Source organism: Stenotrophomonas sp. PS02301 (assembly GCF_029959485.1).
GTDB classification, from domain to species: Bacteria; Pseudomonadota; Gammaproteobacteria; order Xanthomonadales; family Xanthomonadaceae; genus Stenotrophomonas; species Stenotrophomonas maltophilia_Z.
The window spans coordinates 16,623-34,148 of record NZ_JASCOO010000016.1 but is presented as its reverse complement, the minus strand read 5'-3'; the positions used below and the strand labels follow the sequence as shown (position 1 = coordinate 34,148).

General features: G+C 68.6%; 12 protein-coding genes. 6 read left to right on the top strand and 6 right to left on the bottom strand.

Features of this window, described 5'->3' with window-relative positions; all coding sequences use genetic code 11:
• Positions 1 to 46: 46 nt before the first annotated feature.
• The 5 genes from QMX81_RS06750 to QMX81_RS06730 form a co-directional block, all read right to left on the bottom strand.
• A complete protein-coding gene (locus tag QMX81_RS06750; RefSeq protein WP_282259925.1) occupies positions 47 to 3,148 on the bottom strand; it encodes an error-prone DNA polymerase in 3,102 nt (1,033 codons plus the stop codon).
• A complete protein-coding gene (locus QMX81_RS06745) occupies positions 3,145 to 4,560 on the bottom strand; it encodes a DNA polymerase Y family protein (RefSeq protein ID WP_282259922.1) in 1,416 nt (471 codons plus the stop codon). Before QMX81_RS06745 ends, QMX81_RS06750 begins: the two co-directional genes overlap by 4 nt.
• A 9-nt stretch (positions 4,561 to 4,569) precedes the next feature.
• Complete coding sequence (gene imuA, locus QMX81_RS06740) at positions 4,570 to 5,187, bottom strand: translesion DNA synthesis-associated protein ImuA (RefSeq protein ID WP_088433373.1); 618 nt, start codon at positions 5,185 to 5,187, stop codon at positions 4,570 to 4,572.
• Between the two features lie 256 nt (positions 5,188 to 5,443).
• Positions 5,444 to 5,878, bottom strand: coding sequence for a glyoxalase (locus tag QMX81_RS06735; RefSeq protein WP_070425312.1), 435 nt, complete (start codon positions 5,876 to 5,878; stop codon positions 5,444 to 5,446).
• Positions 5,800 to 7,137: an MFS transporter gene (locus QMX81_RS06730; RefSeq protein ID WP_121037056.1), complete on the bottom strand. Its 1,338-nt coding sequence runs from the start codon at positions 7,135 to 7,137 to the stop codon at positions 5,800 to 5,802. The genes QMX81_RS06735 and QMX81_RS06730 overlap by 79 nt, the downstream gene beginning before the upstream one ends.
• 74 nt (positions 7,138 to 7,211) lie before the next feature.
• Between QMX81_RS06730 and QMX81_RS06725 the strand changes: the two genes are divergently transcribed.
• Both QMX81_RS06725 and QMX81_RS06720 read left to right on the top strand, forming a co-directional pair.
• Entirely contained in the window at positions 7,212 to 7,655 is a 444-nt protein-coding gene (locus QMX81_RS06725; RefSeq protein ID WP_282259910.1) for a helix-turn-helix domain-containing protein, read from the top strand.
• Between the two features lie 268 nt (positions 7,656 to 7,923).
• Positions 7,924 to 10,743, top strand: coding sequence for a glycoside hydrolase family 3 C-terminal domain-containing protein (locus tag QMX81_RS06720; RefSeq protein WP_282259908.1), 2,820 nt, complete (start codon positions 7,924 to 7,926; stop codon positions 10,741 to 10,743).
• 38 nt (positions 10,744 to 10,781) lie between these two features.
• Here the strand turns inward: QMX81_RS06720 and QMX81_RS06715 are convergent, their stop codons facing one another.
• A complete protein-coding gene (locus QMX81_RS06715; RefSeq protein ID WP_282259906.1) occupies positions 10,782 to 11,678 on the bottom strand; it encodes a LysR family transcriptional regulator in 897 nt (298 codons plus the stop codon).
• A 106-nt stretch (positions 11,679 to 11,784) separates the two neighbouring features.
• On the opposite strand from QMX81_RS06715, the gene QMX81_RS06710 reads away from it, so the two are divergent.
• The 4 genes from QMX81_RS06710 to QMX81_RS06695 all read left to right on the top strand — a co-directional run bounded on the left by QMX81_RS06710 (position 11,785) and on the right by QMX81_RS06695 (position 17,521).
• A complete protein-coding gene (locus QMX81_RS06710) occupies positions 11,785 to 13,140 on the top strand; it encodes an MFS transporter (protein WP_282259904.1) in 1,356 nt (451 codons plus the stop codon).
• On the top strand, positions 13,137 to 13,532 hold the full coding sequence (locus QMX81_RS06705) for a hypothetical protein (RefSeq protein WP_121037046.1): 396 nt from the start codon (positions 13,137 to 13,139) through the stop codon (positions 13,530 to 13,532). The genes QMX81_RS06710 and QMX81_RS06705 overlap by 4 nt, the downstream gene beginning before the upstream one ends.
• Before the next feature lie 98 nt (positions 13,533 to 13,630).
• Complete coding sequence (locus QMX81_RS06700; protein WP_282259901.1) at positions 13,631 to 15,526, top strand: CocE/NonD family hydrolase; 1,896 nt, start codon at positions 13,631 to 13,633, stop codon at positions 15,524 to 15,526.
• A 123-nt stretch (positions 15,527 to 15,649) separates the two neighbouring features.
• Complete coding sequence (locus QMX81_RS06695; RefSeq protein ID WP_282259899.1) at positions 15,650 to 17,521, top strand: hypothetical protein; 1,872 nt, start codon at positions 15,650 to 15,652, stop codon at positions 17,519 to 17,521.
• Positions 17,522 to 17,526: the final 5 nt, after the last annotated feature.

Genomic DNA, 17,526 nt, shown 5'->3' with positions numbered 1-17,526 from the left:
AAAGTCTGGAATTACATTCAGAGCGTGAGGTCGGTCACGGGATGGCTCAGCGGAAATCGCGGCTGTGGGTACGCACGCCGTCGATCAGGGGGTCGATGTTGTGCATCTGGCGGACGATCAGGTGCTGCACGCCGTCCACGCGTTCGAGCCGGCCGTCGATCTGCATCAGTTGCGCTTCAACCAGTACGCGATGCTGGCGGTCGGCGATCTTGCGCCAGACCACGGCGTTGACCATGCCGCATTCGTCTTCCAGGGTGAGGAAGGTGACCCCGCTGGCGGTCTGCGGGCGCTGGCGCATGCGCACCAGCCCGGCAAAGCGCACGCTGCGCCCGTGCGGCAGGGCGGCCAGTTCGTCGGAGCGGTGGCAGCGGCGCTGGCGCAGCTGGCTGCGGATGAAGGAGACCATGTGCCGGCCCAGCGTGGTGCCGGTGGTGTTGTAGTCGGCCTGCATGTCCTCGAACGCGCTGGGCAGCGGCAGCGGGACGGCGGCCTCGGTGGTGGCGCGGGCAGATTCGAACAGCGGCAGCGGCTTTTCCACGCCGGAGACGTCCCAGCGTGCACGATGGCGATGGCCGCTCAAGCCCTTGAGTGCACCGGCATCGGCCAGCAGGCCCTGGTGGCGACGGTCCAGCTGCGCGCGCTGGCTCAGGTCGGCCACGCTCTCGAAAGGCGCGCGGTGGCGCGCCTGCACCACGCCGGTGACGACCGCCTCGCTGAAGCCATCGACCAGACGCAGGCCCAGACGGATGCCGAATGGCCGGCCCGGCGAGGTGGGCGGGACCAGTGTGCAGTCCCAGTCGCTGTAGCGCACATCCACCGGCAGTACCGGCACGCCATGGCGGCGCGCGTCCTGCAGGATCTGGTCCGGGGTATAGAACCCCAGCGGCTGGCTGTTGATCAGGCTGGCGGCGAATGCGGAGGGGTGATGGCACTTGAGCCAGCAGCTGACATAGGTGATCAGCGCGAAGCTGGCCGCATGGCTTTCCGGGAAGCCATAACTGCCGAAGCCTTTGATCTGCTCGAACAGGCGCTCGCCGTATTCGCGGCTGTGGCCCCGGCTGGCCATGCCGGTGAGCAGCTTGTCGCGGTGCGGCTCCAGCCCGCCGTGGCGCTTCCACGCGGCCATCGAGCGGCGCAGCGCGTCGGCTTCGCCGGGGCTGAAGCCGGCGGCGGCGACCGCCAGCTGCATCACCTGTTCCTGGAACAGCGGCACGCCGAGGGTGCGTTTGAAGACCTTCTCCAGCTCGGGGGGATAGTCGACCTCTTCGATGCCTTCTTCCTTGAGCTTCTTCCGTCGATTCAGATACGGGTGGACCATGTCGCCCTGGATCGGGCCGGGGCGCACGATCGCCACTTCGATCACCAGATCGTAGAAGCAGCGCGGCTGCATGCGCGGCAGCATCGCCATCTGCGCGCGCGACTCGATCTGGAACACGCCCAGGGTGTCGGCGCGGCAGATCATGTCGTAGGTGGGGCCATCGCCGGAGGGGATATCGGCCATGCCCATCTTGGGCTCGCCATGCGCTTCCAGCATCGCCAGGCACTTGCGCACGGCGGTGAGCATGCCCAGTGCCAGGCAGTCCACCTTCATCAGCCCGGTGACATCCAGATCGTCCTTGTCCCACTGGATCACGGTGCGGTTGTCCATGGCCGCGTTTTCCACCGGTACCATCGTGGACAGGGGGTGTTCGGAGATCACGAAACCACCCGGGTGCTGGGACAGGTGGCGCGGGAAGTCCACCAGCTCGGCGGTCAGGGCGACCACGCGCCGCATCAGCGGGGTCTCCGGGTCGAAGCCGCGCTCGCGCAATGCCTCCGGCAGCGGCTCGTGGCTGCTCCAGCGGTCCAGGCAGGCGGCCAGTTCGTTGACCTGGTCTGGCGGCAGGCCCAGCACCCGGGCCACATCGCGCACCGCGCTGCGACCGCGGTAGCTGATCGCCACCGCGGTCAATGCGGCGCGTTCGCGACCGTAGCGGTTGAACACGTACTGCAGCACTTCCTCGCGGCGTTCGTGTTCGAAGTCGATGTCGATGTCCGGCGGCTCATCGCGTTCGGCGGAGATGAAGCGCTCGAACAGCAGCGCCATCTCGCTGGGGTCGATCTCGGTCACGCCCAGCACGTAACACACCGAGGAATTGGCGGCCGAGCCGCGGCCCTGGCACAGGATTTGCTGGCCGCGCGCGAAGCGCACGATGTCGTGCACGGTCAGGAAGTAGGACTCGTACTGCTTGGTGTGGATCAGCGCCAGTTCGTGTTCGATCTGGTGGCGTTGCTGGGGCGTCTCGCCCGCGGGCCAACGCCATTGCATGCCTTCTTCCACCAGCACCCGCAGCCAGCTGGCGGGGTCGTGACCGGCCGGCACCAGCTCGCGCGGGTAGGTGTACTTCAGTTGCTTGAGATCGAAGTGGCAGCGCTCGGCGATGCGCACGGTTTCGGCCAGCAGCTCGGGCGGGTACAGCGTGGCCAAGGCCTGGCGGGTACGCAGGTGGCGCTCACCGTTGGGGAACAGGCGCCAGCCGGCTTCGCCGAGCGTGCAGTGGTGGCCGATCGCGGTGAGGGTGTCCTGCAGCGCGCGGCGGCGGCGCACATGCATGTGCACATCACCGCTGGCCACCAATGGAATGCCCTGGTCGCGACCGAAACGACGCAGGCGCTGCAGGCGCGCGCGGTCGTCGGCCTCGCGGTGCAGTTCAACCGCCAGCCACAGGCGCTGCGGGAAACAGGCCTGCAGCCACTGTGCATCCTCGATCCCGGGGCTGGGGGCGACCCACAGGCACAACAGGCCCGCATGCAGCTGTTCCATGTCGCTGCGCAGGCAGCGGTACTCGCCCTTGGGCGCGCGCCGGCGGCAGGTGGTGATCAGCTGGCACAGCGCGGCGTAGCTGCCCTGGTCGGTGCACAACAGCACCAGTTTCGGGCCATCTTCCAGCTGGAATTCGGCACCGGTGATCAGGGGCAGTGCGTGCTTCTGCGCCGCCTGCCAAGCGCGCACGATGCCGGCCAGCGAGCACTCATCGGTGATCGCCAGCGCGTGGTAGCCCTGGCCCTTGGCACGCGCGAACAACTCCTCGGCGATGGACGCGCCGCGCTGGAAACTGAAGGCCGACAGGCAATGCAGTTCGGCGTATCCGGGCAGCGGTGCGCTCATGCGAACCAGCCGTGCAGCATGAACGGTCCGCTGCGTGCATCAGCGGCGGTATAGGCCCAGCCGCGCTGGCCTTGCGTGGTTTCGACCACGTAATAGTCGCGGCGGATGTCGTCGGCATCCCACCAGCCCGACTCGATCCGCTCCGGCCCGGACAGGATGCGCAGGTGTGGGTCCTGCAGCGCCTGCGGCTGGGCCAGCAGCCAGCCCGGGCGCATCGGCAGTACCGCAGGCGGGGCCTTGGGTGCGCCCTGGGCGTCACCGGTCGCGCGTTCGGGCCGATGATCGGCGCGCAGCCCCAGCCCCTGCACGGCGTCATCGCCGAGCCGGGCGCGCAGGCGCTCGCGCAGCTGTTCCCACGGCATGGCCTGTTGCGGGCGCGGGTCGAACAGATCGCGTGCGGCCGGCACGAACGGCGGCAGTTGCTCGGCCTGCAGGCGCAGGCCGCGGCTGCCCGCTGGCAACTGCAGATGATCCACACGGTTGCGGGCCAGCTCGAACAGCATCGCCGGTTCGCGCTCGGGCGCGAGCAGGCCGATCGAGAGGCGCGTATCGGGGTGGTGTTCGTGTTCGAACCACAGATCGAACTGCAGCACGCCGCCATCGCGCGAACACAGGAACGCGGCCAGATCGGCGGTCAGGCGCCGCAACGGGAACAGCATGGCCTGGGTGGACTCGACCTCGTACTCGAACTCGATGCGCGCATCGAAGCGGTCCGGCGGCTGGAAATAGCGCAGCGGCGGCGTGCTGATCCCGCGCAGCGCATCCAGGTGCGCCAGTACCTGCGGCGGGAAGCGCCGGGCCAGGCTCTCGCGCGGCAGGCCGAATGCCGCGCCCAGTGTGCGCAACCCCGAGCGCGCCAGCACCGTGACCGCCTCGGCCGGCAACCCGCTGCGTTCGATCGGCACCTGGGCCAGGGCCGCCTCCACCTGGTGCGCAGCCACGCCGAGCCGGCCATGCACGCGGGCCAGTACGCTGGCGGCATGCGGATTCGGTGCGGCCACCAGCCGGTGGCGGAAACCCAGTTCGGTCAGGCCACGGGTGAGCCGCTGCTCGACCTCCGGCCAATCACCGAACAGCGCGCGGCTGGCCCGGATCTCCAACGCCAGCGCGTGCGGGAAATCCAGGCTGACCTGCGAGCTGATGCCGTACAGCCAACTGGCCAACAGCTGGCGGGTGGCCTCTTCGGCGCGCGGGTCGTATTCCACGGTGAGCATGTCGCGGGTGAGCACCTGCGCAGCTGAGAGCAGCATGCCGCGGCGCAGCCCCAGCTGCCGCGCCGAGGGACTGACCGCATGCAGCACGCGCCGCTGCGCCGGGCCGGTGACCAGCACCAGCGGCGCGGCCGGGTCCGGTTGCTGGCGCAGGGCGGCATCCAGCGCCAGGTGCGGCAGCAGCAGGCAGGCCCAGTCCACGGCGGCCGCTCAATGGGCCACGGCCAGCGGCAACGGCTGGGCCGGTGCCAGCCCGCCACGGCATTTGAGGACACGCACCTGGCCATCGTCGAGCTGCAGGCGCAGCGCGGCCGGGGAGGGGTTGCGCGCGTGCCGGGCATCGCGGAAGGAAAACCCCAGGCACTGGCCGGTTTCGGCCGCCACCTGCAGCCGGCGCAGCGCGCGGTCATCGGCCTGTTGCGGCCAGCACAGCACCGCCGCGCACGCGGCCGAGCGCAGGCATTGTTCGGCGGCCCACAACGCATCGCGCGGGCTGGCCTGGACCACCTGCACCTGGTTCAGCGCCAGCCCGGCGCGGGCCCACGCCGGGGCATGCGGCAGGTGCGGCGGGGCGATCAGCACCACGGTCTGCTGTTGCTGGCTCAACCGCGCCAGCGTCGGCCAGACCAGGGCCAGCTCACCGACCCCGGGCGAGGCCAGCAGCACCTCCGACAGCGCCGAGGGCGGCCAGCCACCGCCCGGCAGGCGGGCATCCAGCGCCGGGTGGCCGGTCGGGTGCGGGGCCACCTCCGGGAAGGCCGCACGCGGCTGCCCCCGCCAGACCCGGCGGGTTTCCAGCAGCCGGTCCAGGGCCAGCACGGCGCCCATCAGCGGGCCTCCCGGCAGGGCTGGAGCAGGTGGAAACGGGCAGGAAACAAGGGCATGGCGGCGAGTATCGGCAGCACGCGTGTCAAAGGCTGAGACCGACAATCCTACCCGCAATTAGTAAAAATGCTAACGAATTCGGCGGCCGGATTCCGAACCGGTTGGGGGTGATGAATGCTTCAGGAGCGCGGAATGGCAGCGCGCCAGATGGGATGGCCACGCGCGTGATGGAGGGCATCCACGCATGGCGTGGATCTACTCAGCGCCCCTGCGGATCGGGCCGGTGGTGCACGTACTCGACCACGGTGCCGTCCGGATGCACGGCGTTGAAGGCCGCCCCGGTGGGCACGACCTGCAGTGGAAAGATGATCTGCGCCCCGGCCGCCACCAGCCGGTCGTAATAGGGCTGCACGTCATCCACCAGCAGCGTGCCGGTGGTGGAGGTGAACGGGGCCAGCTTGTCCGGCGCGCCCTCGATCAGCAGGAACGCCCCGACCATCGCCAGGCGCAGGCCGGCCTCGGGGAACGGAAAGCCCGCATCGGCGACCACGCCCTGCAACTGCTCGTAGAACGCCACCCGTGCTTCCAGTTCGCCTGGGCCGACGAACACCCGGATCAGCACCCGCGGGCTGCGTTGCCGGGAGGTGTCGTTGCGGTCGCGCCAGAGTTGATCGAAGTGGCGGTGTGGGGGCATGCGGCGGCTCCGGGACGTGAGCGCTCATTATCGAGCCGCGATCCGCCCGGAACCGGGCAGGCCTCATGACCACCGGTGATGGCGTGATAACCCGGCATCGCCCACCAGGCCAGCAACGCCAGCAGCGACACACCGGCACCCGCCGTGCAGACCCCGGGCCAGCCGAACGCGGCATACAACGCACTGCCGGCCAGCGCCCCCAGCCCACTGCCGGCCGCGTAGAACAGCATGTAGGCGGCGATCACCTGCGCCTGCGCATGCGGGGCTGCGGCCAGAATCCGGCTCTGGTTGGTCACGTGCAGCGCCTGCACTGCCATATCCAGCAGCAGCACGCCGAGCACCAGCCAGCCCAGGTGGTGGGGCATCGCGGCGATCGGCAGCCAGCTCAGCAGCATCAGCCCCAGGGCGCCGGTGGTCACCCGCCCGGCATGGCCCCGGTCACTCCAGTGCCCACTGCGTGCCGCCGCCAATGCACCGAGCAGCCCGACCAGCGCGAAGGCACCGATGGCGGTGTGCGTGAGCGCATACGGCGGCGCGCCCAGCGGCAGGCTCATGCTGCTCCAGAACAGGCCGAACACGGTGAACAGCAGCAGGCCCAGCACGCCGCGCTGGCGCAGCACCGGCTGTTGCCGCAGCAAGGCGATCAACCCGGTGCGTGCGGTGGGTGGCGTCGCCACCGGCAGCCGTGGCAGACGCGCCCACAACAGCGCGCCCGTCACCACCATCAGCGCCGCCGAGAGCAGGTACACCGCCCGCCATCCGCCCAGATCGGCCACCGCGCCGGCCACGACGCGTGCCAACAACAACCCGACTACCACGCCCGCCTGTGCGGCGCCGACCACGCGGCCGCGCTCGTGCCCGCCTGCAGCGGCGGCGGCATAGGCGATCAGCCCCTGGGTCATCGCGGTGCCGAGCAGGCCCACCGCCAGCATGCCCAGCAGCAGGCTCCAGGCCTGCGCGGCCAGCGCGACGGCCAGCAGGGCCAGCACCAGGCCACCGGTCTGGATCGCCATCAGGCGGCGGCGGTCCACGCGGTCACCCAGTGGCACCACCCATAGCAGCGCAGCCACCGACCCCAGCTGGGTGGCGGCGATCACCGCGCCGATGCGGGAGGTGCTGATCTGGAGATCGGCGGCCAGCGCGTCCAGCAAGGGCTGGGCGTAATAGACATTGGCCACGCTCAAACCGGCGGCGCAGGCGAACAGCATCAGCAGGGCGGAGGGGAGGCGGGAGGCAGGGGGTCGGGCGATGATCGCCATATGTAGTCTCAAAATAGAACCAGTTGATTCTGGGGCATGTGGTTCTAAAATGAAACCTGGAAAGGAGGCCGCTCATGACAACCGATGCCACTACCCCCTGCCCGGTGGGGCGCGCGCTGGATCTGGTCGGTGACCGCTGGTCGCTGCTGATCGTGCGCGAAGCTTTCGACGGGGTGCGCCGCTTCAGCGATTTCCAGCGCCGCCTGGGAATGTCGCGCAGCATGCTGAGCCAGCGCCTGCAGGCCTTGCTGGAAGCGGACGTGCTGGCGCAGCAGCCGCTGGGCGAAGGCCGCAGCTATCAGGAATATGTGCTCACCGAGCGCGGTCGCGCGCTGTTCCCGCTGGTGGTGGCGCTGCGCCAATGGGGCGAGGCCTTCCTGTTCGCACCCGGCGAGCCGCGCTCGGTGCTGCAGGCCGACAGCGATGGGCAGCCCTTGGCCCCGATGCAGCCGCGCGACCAGCGTGGGCAGGTGGTTGAGGACGCCGACACCCGGGTGATGAAGCCGCTGTCGCCCTGATTTCGCGCGGGTTGCGGTGTCTCAAATGTAAGCATCCTGTTGACAGGGATGAACACGCTCGCCCACTCTTCCGGGGTGGGGCGCCGGTCACGGGCTCCCGGGTGGTGCGGCTGTCACGACGGGCGGAGGGGCCTGGACGTAGTCGTCATCGCCTTGCGTTGTAAACGGTTCCGCGCGCCCGCGCGTGGTTCCCGCCGACATGGCGCTGCACCCTTCTGCGGCAAGACTCCCTGGATTTATTGCGCAAGCAAAGGTGTTTCGTCCGCTCATGAAAACGATTTCAAAGCCCCTGGCCCTGACGGCCGCCATCGCGCTCTCGCTGAGCGCTTCCGCCTGGGCTGCTGCCCCGGCCGCCGCCACCGACGCGTTCACCGTGCTGACCCTGGAACAGACCCCGGGTGAGCTGGACGCCGCCGTGGTCGCCGCGCAGCTGGAGCAGCTGCAGGTCGATGCAGTGACCGTGCGCAACGTGGAACGCCGTGCCGACCGCGTGGATCCGCTGCAGGGCCTGGCCGATGCGCTGGGTTATCACTATCGTTTCGTGACCGCCGATCCGGCCGCCGCGCAGCAGACCGGCAGCGTCGTGCTCACCCGCCTGCCGATCGAGGCCGAATCGGGCACCGAGCAGCCGTCGCTGAATTACCTGCGCCTCAACGATGGCCGCCACGTGGTCGCGCTGTACACCAGCGCCGCCGATGCGGCGGCACTGCCCCCGCTGGTCACCGGTTCGCGCCTGGGCGCGCCGGCCGTGCTGCTGGGCGCGGTCAGTGCCGATGCAGCCACCACCGCAGGCTTCGATCCGTCGCGCGTCGCGCTGGAAGCCAATGAAAGCTACTTCAGCGATGGCTTCCAGTCCGCCACGTCGGCGGCGATCAAGCTGCGCACCCATGACGGCAAGAAGGGCACCACCGCCGCCACGCTGCTGACCCTGGGGTATGCCGCGCCGGTCGGTGGCGACACGCCGTGGATGGACACCGGCCTGAACGCCGATGCCCGTGCCAAGGCGCTGCTCGCGCAGATGACCGTGGATGAGAAGTTCCAGATGCTGCACAGCTACTTCGGGCTGGGCAAGGATGGCGGTCCGCTGCCGGAAGGCGCGGTCGGTTCGGCCGGTTTCGTGCCGGGCGTGCCGCGCCTGGGCATTCCGGCGCAGCAGTCGGCCGATGCCGGTGTCGGCGTGACCAATCCGGGCGGCCTGCGCAAGGGCGACCACGCCACCGCGATGCCGTCCGGCCCGTCCACGGCCTCCAGCTGGAACCCGGATATCGCCTTCGCTGGCGGTGCCACCATGGGTCGCGAAGCCTGGCAGCAGCGCTTCAACATCCTGTTGGCCGGCAGCGTCAACCTGCAGCGCGATCCGCGCAATGGCCGCAACTTCGAATACGCCGGTGAAGATCCCCTGCTGGCCGGTGTGCTGGTCGGTGAGTCGATCCGCGGCGTGCAGAGCCAGCATGTCATCTCCACCATGAAGCACTTCGCGCTCAACGACATGGAGACCTCGCGCAATTTCCACAGCGCCGAGATCGGCGAGCAGGCGATGCGCGAATCGGACCTGCTGGCGTTCGAGATCGCCATGGACATCGGCAAGCCCGGTTCGGCGATGTGCTCGTACAACCGCATCAACGGCACCTACGGCTGCGAACACGATTACCTCATGAACGAGGTGCTCAAGCAGGAATGGAAGTTCCCCGGTTTCGTGATGTCCGACTGGGGTGGCGTGCACAGCGGCTCCAAGGCGGCGCTGGCCGGCCTGGACCAGCAGTCGGCCGGTGAAGTGTTCGACAAGGCGGTCTATTTCGACGAACCGCTGCGCCTTGCCGTGGCCGGTGGCGTGGTGCCGCAGGCGCGCCTGGACGACATGGTGAGCCGCATCCTGCGTACCATGTTCGCGCACGGCAATTTCGATCTGCCGCCGGTGCATGAGCCGATCGACGACGAGGCCGGCTTCCACGCCGCGCAGCGCACCGTCGAAGAAGGCAGCGTGCTGCTGCGCAATGCCGATGCTCTGCTGCCGTTGGGCAAGGACGTGCAGCGCATCGTCATCATCGGTGGCCATGCCGACAAGGGCGTGATCGGCGGCGGCGGTTCCTCGATGGTGGGCTGGACCGCGCGCGGCACCAATGCGGTGCCGGGTGTGATGCCGACGACCTGGCCGGGCCCGGTGATCTTCCACCCGTCCTCGCCGCTGGAAGCGCTGCGCGCCGAGCGTCCGGATGCCCGCATCGATTACGTGGATGGCCGCGATGTGGCCGCCGCCGCGCGCGCTGCCGCTGCCGCCGATGTCGCCATCGTGTTCGCCACGCAGTGGTCGGCCGAATCGGTCGATCTGCCGCACATGCAGCTGCCGGACAACCAGGACGCGCTGATCGCCGGTGTGGCCAAGGCCAACCCGAAGACGGTGGTGGTGCTGGAAACCAACGGCCCGGTCGAGCTGCCGTGGCTGCAGCAGGTGCCGGCCATCCTGCAGGCCTGGTACCCGGGCATCCGGGGCGGTGAAGGCATCGCCGCGCTGCTGACCGGCAAGGTCAATCCGTCCGGTCGCCTGCCGGTGACCTGGCCGACCGATGTCAGCCAGCTGCCGCGCCCGCACGTCAATGGCCTGGGCTTCAACCCGAAGAACAAGCCGGATGACACCATCGATTACGACATCGAAGGCGCCAACGTCGGCTACAAGTGGTTCGCCGCCAAGGGCCTGACCCCGCAGTACGCGTTCGGCCATGGCTTGTCCTACACCAGCTTCGGCTACGACAACCTGCAGGTGGTGGTGGACGGCCAGCGTGTGGTCGCCAGCGTGGACGTGCGCAATACCGGCAAGGTCGCCGGTGCGGATGTGCCGCAGCTGTACCTGCAGCTGCCGCAGGGCAGCACCACCCCGATCCGCCTGATCGGCTTCCAGAAGGTGACGCTGCAGCCGGGCGAAAGCCGCCGTATCCGCATTGAAGCCGAGCCGAAGACGCTGGCCAGTTTCGATACCGCTGCCAAGCAGTGGAAGATCGCCGGTGGGCAGTACGAAGTGCAGCTCTCGCGCGCGGCCAATGCACCGGTGCAGCGCGTGCCGCTGGAGCTGGCCGAGCAGGTGGTCCGCTGAGCTGACTGGCGGGGCACGACCGTGGGTCGTGCCCCCGGTTACCCCGGCAGGTGCTCGCGCAGGTGCGCCAGCAGCAGCCGGACCCGGCGCGAGGGCTGGGTGGTGTTGGGAAACACCGCATACACGCCCTGGCGCGGGAAACGATGACGGCGCAGGATCGGCAGCAGCCGGCCCTGCGCCAGATCGTCATCGATCAACCACTGCGGCAACACCGTCGCGCCGGCCCCGGCCAGCGCGAATGCGCGCAGCGTGGAGGCGTTATCGACCGTGACCACCGCATGGGCGGGGTTGCAGGCAAACACCTGGTCGCTGCCATCGGGCGCCACCAGCGGTAGATCCGCCAAGCGCGGATACCCCAAGCGTGGCAGCGTGCGGATCCAGTCCGGGTCATCGCGCGCGGCATCATCGGGCAGCGTGGACAACAACGACGGCGCGGCGACCGCGCACAGCGCGTGCTCGTCCAGCAGGGTCGCGCGCAGCTGCGAATCCTGCAGGCGCCCCAACCGGATCGCCAGATCGAACCGCTCGGGAATCAGGTCCGCCGGTGCCGGTGAGGTGGACAGGTGCAGGCGCAGCTCGGGATGCAGGGCGCGGAAGGATTCCAGCACCGGCACGACCCGGACGATCGCATACTCCGGCGTGGTGGTCAGCCGCAGCGTGCCACGCAACTGCAGCTGTTCGCTGCGTGCCTCCTCGATCGCCAGCTCGGCAGTCGCCAACAGGGCGGTGCAGTGCTGGTAGAAGCGTTCGCCGGCCTCGGTCAGCGCCAGGCTGCGGGTATTGCGCACCAGCAGGGTCACGCCCAGTTCCTGCTCCAGCCGTTTGAGGTTGAAACTCACCACGGCGCGGCTCTGGCCAAGGCGCTGCGCGGCAGCGGTCAGGCTGCCGGCGTCGACAATCGCCTTGAAGGTCTCGAAGCGGTCCAGGCTGACCATGGCGGCGCTCTGACTGTCAAAAAAGGTTTGACAGTCTGGCATCCGGTTGCCCGTATATCCAGCCACCGCCAACGCGCATGCTGCCGCCTCGCAATTGGAGCGCCGCATGACATACCGGGCCAGGGTGGAAACGCTGTACCTGCTGGGATTCTCGCTGGACCTGGTGAACATGTTCATCGGTACCGTCGCGTATCCGGCCATCGCCGCCGACCTGCAGGCCTCCGTGCCGCAGCTGGCGTGGATCGGCAACGCCTACATGCTCGGCCTGACCCTGGTGATTCCACTGGGCAGCTGGCTGGCCGCGCGCCTCGGCGAGCGCAGGGTGCTGTGCCTCTCGCTGGCCCTGTTCACCGCGGGCGCTGTGCTGGCAGGCACCGCGCCGAGCATCGAGTGGCTGATCGGCTGGCGCCTGCTGCAGGGGCTGGGTGGCGGGCTGTTGATTCCGGTGGGGCAGGCGATGGCCTACCGCGAATGCCCGCCGGCCGACCGCGCGCGTCTGACCGCCCGCATCATGGCGGTGGCACTGCTGGTGCCGGCGCTGTCGCCCACGCTGGGCGGCCTGCTGGTGGAGTGGGGCTCATGGCGCGGCGTGTTGCTGGTCAGTGTGCCCCTGGCCATGGTGGCCTTGGCGCTGGCGGCGTGGTGGGTGCGTTCGCGTGAGCCGGTGGTCGTACCGGCGCTGGACCGTCGCGGGCTGCTGTTGGGCTCACTGGGCCTGAGCGTGTTGCTGGTTGCGCTGAGCCTGTTGGCAGAGCCGGGGCAGCGGATGCTCGGCGCGGGCCTGCTCGTGGTCGCCACCCTGGTGCTGGCGTTGTATGCCCGCAGTGCGCGCCTTACGGATCATCCGGTCCTGCAGTGGTCGCTGCTGCGGCATGCCTCGCTGCGGCTGGCGATGCTGATCTATCTGCTGGTGCCCGGTACGTTCATCGGCACCCAACTGGTGGCCACGCTGCTGCTGCATCGCCAGGGCTACGGGGCCGCAGCGATCGGGGGTTTCATGCTGCCGTGGGCGATCGCCTCGGCCTGCGCCATCGCCACCACACGGCACTGGCTGCCACGCATCGGGGCGCGCCCGCTGTTGACGGCTGGCATGGGAGGCCAGGCGGTCGGCATCGCGTTGTTGATCGGCCTACCGGCCAGTCAGCCGTGGTTGCCGGTACTGGCCTTCGCGCTGATGGGGCTGGGCGGGAGCCTGTGCAGCAGCAGCGCACAGACGCTCGCGTTCCAGACACTGGCGGACGCGGAGCTGCTGCCGGGCAGTGCGCTGTGGAATCTCAACCGCCAACTCAGCTTCTGTCTGGCCGCCGCGCTGTTGGCCTGTGTGCTGGCAGTGCTGTCCTCCGTGCTGCCAGCGCACGCGTTCCCGCTCACCCTGATGCTGGCGGCGGGCATGAGCCTGCTGCCGATGCTTCTGCTATGGCGCCTGCCGGCGTCTTCCCTTGCCTTGAGAGCCTCCCCATGAATGACACGCTTGCCTTCAACGAGATCCATGACCTGCATGTGCTGATCGAAGACTGGTTCACCGGCCGCTCGCCGGTGGCTGCGCTGGACACGCTGCTGGCCCGTTTCAGCGAGGACTTCAGCATGGTCGGGATCCGTGGCATCCGCCTGGACAAGCCCGCGCTCGCCGACCTCTTCGCCTCCGCCCATGGCAGCCGGCCCGGGCTGCAGATCACGGTCGATGCAATGCAGTACCTGCCGCTCGCGCCCGCCGCCTGCGCGGTGCGCTATCGCGAGGATCAGATCGGCGCGGAGGGCACCGGCCATCGACGTGAGGCCTTGGCGGTTCTCGTGAGCCGCCCGGACGGCACGCTGCGCTGGCAGGCTTTGCACGAAACGGTGGTTGGCGGCTGAATGCGCGAAATGGCCACGGAACAGGCCGATCGGCATCTACCGGCGCAGGCCGCGCGGCGCTAGGCTGCGGGAGTTGCCATCACTGCCGGGAGAGCCCCATGCGTGTGCGTGTAGTGCCAGTTGCGCTGTTGAGTCTGATGGTTGCCGCCAGTGTGTCGGCGCAGACCTCGCCGATGACCCCGGACATCCCCGCCAAGGGCTTCGTGACGCCCACGGCGCAGGACAACTACGACAAGCGCGTGGTGATGGTGCCGATGCGCGATGGGACGAAACTCTACACGGTGATCGTGGTGCCCAAGGGCGCCAGGCACGCGCCGATCCTGCTGACCCGTACGCCTTACGATGCCGCCAACCGTGCCAAGCGCATGGATTCGCCGAACATGCGCGACATCCTGCCGCAGGGCGACGAGGTGTTCGTCGATGGCGGGTACATCCGGGTGTTCCAGGACATCCGCGGCAAGTACGGCTCCGAGGGCGATTACGTGATGACCCGGCCGCTGCGCGGGCCGCTCAACACCACGAAGGTGGACCACGCGACCGACGCGTGGGACACCATCGATTGGCTGATCAAGCATGTACCCGAAAGCAATGGGAAGGTCGGCATGCTGGGTTCGTCCTATGAGGGCTTCACCGTGGTGATGGCGCTGACCAACCCGCATCCGGCACTGAAGGTGGCTGCGCCGCAGAGCCCGATGATCGATGGCTGGATGGGCGATGACTGGCTCAATTACGGTGCGTTCCGGCAGGTCAATTTCGGCTATTTCACCGGTCAGCTGGCCAAGCGCGGCAAGGGGCCGTCGATTCCCAGCGTGGGCTACGACGACTACACGACCTTCCTTCGCGCCGGCTCGGCCGGGGACTACGCCAAGGCCAATGGCCTGGATCAGTTGCCGTGGTGGCACAAGCTGATCGAACACCCCAGCTACGACGCGTTCTGGCAGGAACAGGCGCTGGACGCGCGCATGGCCAAGACGGAGCTGAAGGTGCCCACGATGTGGCTGCAGGGCCTGTGGGACCAGGAAGACATGTGGGGCGCGGTGCACAGCTACGCGGCGATGGAGCCGCGTGACACCGGCAACACGCTGAACTATCTGGTGATGGGGCCGTGGCGGCACAGCCAGGTCAACTACGACGGCAGCAGCCTGGGCGCCTTGAAGTTCGACGGGGACACCGCGCTGCAGTTCCGCCGCGATGTGCTCAAGCCGTTCTTCGATCAGTACCTGGTGGATGGCGCGCCCACGGCGCAGACGCCGCCGGTGCTGATCTACAACACCGGTGAAAACCAGTGGGACAAACTGCAGCAATGGCCGCGCAGCGTGGCGCAGTCCAGGCCGCTGTATCTGCGCGCGGGCGGCAAGCTGTCCTTCGAAGCGCCGCAGGCGGGTGAGGCGACGTTCGAGGCCTATGTGTCCGATCCGGCCAAGCCGGTGCCGTTCGTGCCGCGCCCGGTGCGGTTCGCTGATCGGGATATGTGGACGAGCTGGCTGGTGAAGGATCAGCGCTTCGTGGATGGCCGCCCGGACGTGCTCACCTTCGTCAGTGAGCCCTTGACCGAACCGTTGCGGATCGGCGGTGCGCCGCAGGTCAATCTGCAGGCAGCCACGAGTGGCAGCGACAGCGACTGGGTGGTGAAGCTGATCGATGTGTATCCGGACCAGACGCCGTCGACGCCGGAGATGGGCGGCTACGAGCTGTCGGTCTCGATGGCGATCTTCCGTGGCCGGTACCGCGAGAGCTTCAGCGATCCGAAGGCGATCGCGAGCAATCAGGTGCTGGACTATAAATTCGGTCTGCCGACCGCGAACCATGTGTTCCAGCCGGGTCATCGGGTGATGGTGCAGGTGCAGTCGAGCCTGTTCCCGCTGTATGACCGCAACCCGCAGACGTTCGTGCCGAACATCTACCTGGCCAAACCGGGCGATTACCAGAAGGCGACGCAGCAGATCTGGCACGCGCCGCAGCAGGCCAGTTTCATTTCATTGCCGGTGTACTGAGCGCAAGCGCGTTCCCGGTGCCACGCCGCGGCCATGAATGCCGCGCGCGGGGGGAGTGCCGGGCACATTGCATCGCCAAGGGACAGGCGCTAGCGTGCAGCTCCACTTTGTCTGATCCGACCGATGAAAAGGATGTTCGTGGTAGGCGCGCTGATCTCGCTGGCAGGCGGCGCGCAGGCGCAATCGTTCACTGTGTTGGGCAACAGCTTCGGCGCCGAGGCGCTGGTGTCCGTCGATGGCCGCCTGCTGGTGCCGCCCAATGGCGCGCGCATGCATCGGCTGTCCGCCGACCGCTGGATGCGTGCGCAGGGCCCCACCACGCCGCAGCAGTGGTACGACGATGCAGGACGACTGCTGCGTGAGGATCGCGGTTATACCGAGTACCACGAACGGTTCGTGCTGCCGCAGGCCGCACCCGGTGATCCGTTGTGGGAGGCGTTCATCCAGGCCGATGGTGAGGCGGTCGGTGGCCGGGGCGTGGTGGATGCGCTGGGTCAGGTTCGTTTTCCAGCGCTGAAGGATGGCGAATGGGTGCCATTGGCGATACCCGATCGCGTGCTGTGGAACGCGCGCAGTGGTCCGCTGCGCTTCCATGACCTGCAGGGGCGCGCGGTCGTGGAACTGGACGAGCGGCAGGTCCAGTGGGTGGCCGGGCCCTTCGTCGGCCGCCACGTGTATGTCGCGTGCAGTGTCCAGGTGCCTGAGCACTGCGACGTGCGGGATGAATCCGGTACGACGGTGTTTTCCGATGACATCGATGCGCTGTTGCCCGTCACCGACGGTGGCTGGTGGCTGCGCCAGGGCGAGCTGTGGCGGCGGGTGGATGCACAGGGCAGGGCGACGGACAGTGCGCGCTACCAGCAGGATGGTCTGTATCCCCGTTATCGCCAGTATGGCGGCACTGCGGGCCGGCGCGACTGGCCCGAGCAGGTCAACCGGCATGCCACCGGCAGCGCCGACGACACGCCCGAGCCCGGCTGGCTGATGGCCGACGGACACTTTGCCGCACAGCGTGGCAACGTCCGCCTGGATTACTGCGGTGGCCGCTGGCAGGTGCTGGACAACGAGGGCGCCAACTCGCCCACCGCCGCCCCGGCCGCGCTGGCAGCGGTGCTCGACGAGCCCGATGCCGAACAACGGCAGGCACCGCCGTGGCGCGTGCGGCATCCCACCGAGACCGAGACCGCAGCGGTGCTGGACTGCAATGGCGAGGTCGTGTTCGCGCCTTCAGACGTGACCCGGTTCGACGCCGTCGGCACTGGATTGCTTGGAAGGGTCGGCGGCGAATCCTCACCGCGCCTGTGGTGGGATGGACGCACGGCCTACACGGTGCCTGCCGACATGGCCATCGACGAACGCCACGTCACCCCGCCGTTGCTGGTGCTCCGGGGGGAGGCCGCCGGCGTCAACCACCTGTACAACCTCGAGCGTGGCCGCATCGTGGGTCGTCCGTTCGAAGGTGTGGTGCGCATGGACGGTGGCCGGGTGGTGTTCCGCCGGGACGGGAAACTCGGCATGATGCTGGCCGATGGCAGCGAACCGGCGCCGCCGGAGAGCTTCGATATCCTGCCCTGGGGCAAGGACCGCACCTGGACGCGCCGCTATCTGGACGGGGGCGATGAAGAGCTGGTCCTGCTGGACGCCAGCCATCAGGTGCTGCTGCGGCGACGCCTGCTGTTCAGTGGTGTGGAACTGCAGTCCACTTGGCAAGGGGATGTGGAAAGCCAGCCGCTGACGCTGGTGAATCTCGGCACGATGCGCTTTGCCGATGGCGAATACTTCGTCCAGCAATGGCTGGATCGCGACGGACAGGTGCTGCTCAGTGACATCAGCTGCCCGGCACCCGGCAATGGCCCGCCCTCGAAGGGGAAGGGCGTCCTGCTCGGGCGCGGGTGGCGCGTGGACAGTGTGCCCACGCGCCCCTGCAAGCTGCCCCGGGCGCTGCTGCCGGTGCTTGCCGGCGGCGATGTGACCGATGCGATGCGCGACCGGTAACCGCG

Excerpts from the sequence above, each read along its gene's own strand:
- QMX81_RS06735 (WP_070425312.1), bottom strand. The coding sequence starts at position 5,878 with ATGCCCCCACACCGCCACTTCGATCAACTCTGGCGCGACCGCAACGAC.
- QMX81_RS06720 (WP_282259908.1), top strand. The coding sequence starts at position 7,924 with ATGAAAACGATTTCAAAGCCCCTGGCCCTGACGGCCGCCATCGCGCTC.
- QMX81_RS06710 (WP_282259904.1), top strand. The coding sequence starts at position 11,785 with ATGACATACCGGGCCAGGGTGGAAACGCTGTACCTGCTGGGATTCTCG.
- QMX81_RS06700 (WP_282259901.1), top strand. The coding sequence starts at position 13,631 with ATGCGTGTGCGTGTAGTGCCAGTTGCGCTGTTGAGTCTGATGGTTGCC.
- QMX81_RS06750 (WP_282259925.1), bottom strand. The coding sequence starts at position 3,148 with ATGAGCGCACCGCTGCCCGGATACGCCGAACTGCATTGCCTGTCGGCC.
- QMX81_RS06695 (WP_282259899.1), top strand. The coding sequence starts at position 15,650 with ATGAAAAGGATGTTCGTGGTAGGCGCGCTGATCTCGCTGGCAGGCGGC.
- QMX81_RS06705 (WP_121037046.1), top strand. The coding sequence starts at position 13,137 with ATGAATGACACGCTTGCCTTCAACGAGATCCATGACCTGCATGTGCTG.
- imuA (WP_088433373.1), bottom strand. The coding sequence starts at position 5,187 with ATGGGCGCCGTGCTGGCCCTGGACCGGCTGCTGGAAACCCGCCGGGTC.
- QMX81_RS06715 (WP_282259906.1), bottom strand. The coding sequence starts at position 11,678 with ATGGTCAGCCTGGACCGCTTCGAGACCTTCAAGGCGATTGTCGACGCC.
- QMX81_RS06725 (WP_282259910.1), top strand. The coding sequence starts at position 7,212 with ATGACAACCGATGCCACTACCCCCTGCCCGGTGGGGCGCGCGCTGGAT.
- QMX81_RS06730 (WP_121037056.1), bottom strand. The coding sequence starts at position 7,137 with ATGGCGATCATCGCCCGACCCCCTGCCTCCCGCCTCCCCTCCGCCCTG.